The following is a 774-nucleotide window of genomic DNA, read 5'->3' as shown; positions in this document are numbered from 1 at the left end:
AGGCCCCGTCATGTACTCGTTCCCGGCCCCGCCCCGTCAGGTCCTGATCGGTGACGCCGCGGCGTTCGTCGGCATCACGGCCAGGACGATCCGCCACTACCACCAGATCGGTCTGCTTCCCGAGCGGGAACGGGGCAGCGACGGCCGCCGCCGGTATGGCTATACGGAGATCATCTGGCTGCTCTGGATCCGACGCATGGCCGAGGCTGGGATCTCCCTCGACGATATCCGTGGCGCCTTCGACGGCACCACACCCGACAGCGCCCTTGATGCCGGCGGTGGGGACGAGATCGCAGATGTCCTGACGCGGCTGGAGGACACCCTCGCCGCGCAGGACGCCGAACTGCAACGCAAGCGGGCCTTGGTGCAACGCATGCGGGCCCTCGGCAGTCGCCTGGGACTACTCGACCATCTTGTGTCCGGCCGCCTCGAGGACGCACCCGAAGGCTCACTACGCCAAGACGACCTAGATACCCTGCTGGTCACCGAGCGGATCTTCGGTCCGCTCGGCGCGATCGTGCAAGCCGGCCGCTTCCTCGCCCTGGCCGGCGATCCGGCGCTGCGGGCTGCCTCTGACCGGATCGACGCCGCTGAGCAGGCCCTGGATGACACCGTCTGCGTCGACGACCCACAGGTCGCTCAGGTCGCGGCCGAGCGGCACGCTTTCGAGACCGCCCTGATGCACATCATCGAGGGATCCGGTCAGTTGGAGCAGGACGACGCCCTCCTCGACGCCTGGGACCAAGCGCACCCGCCCAAACACACCGATGAGGC

At 68.3% G+C, this 774-nt stretch carries 1 protein-coding gene; it reads left to right on the top strand.

From position 1 onward, the window contains the following. A partial coding sequence (locus AC792_RS01090; protein WP_442853587.1) for a MerR family transcriptional regulator occupies positions 1-774 on the top strand: 774 nt, incomplete at both ends.

The organism is Arthrobacter sp. RIT-PI-e (assembly GCF_001187915.1).
Lineage (GTDB): Bacteria > Actinomycetota > Actinomycetes > Actinomycetales > Micrococcaceae > Arthrobacter_D.
Note: the sequence above shows the minus strand (reverse complement) of the source record. Positions and strands in the feature narration are given on the sequence as shown.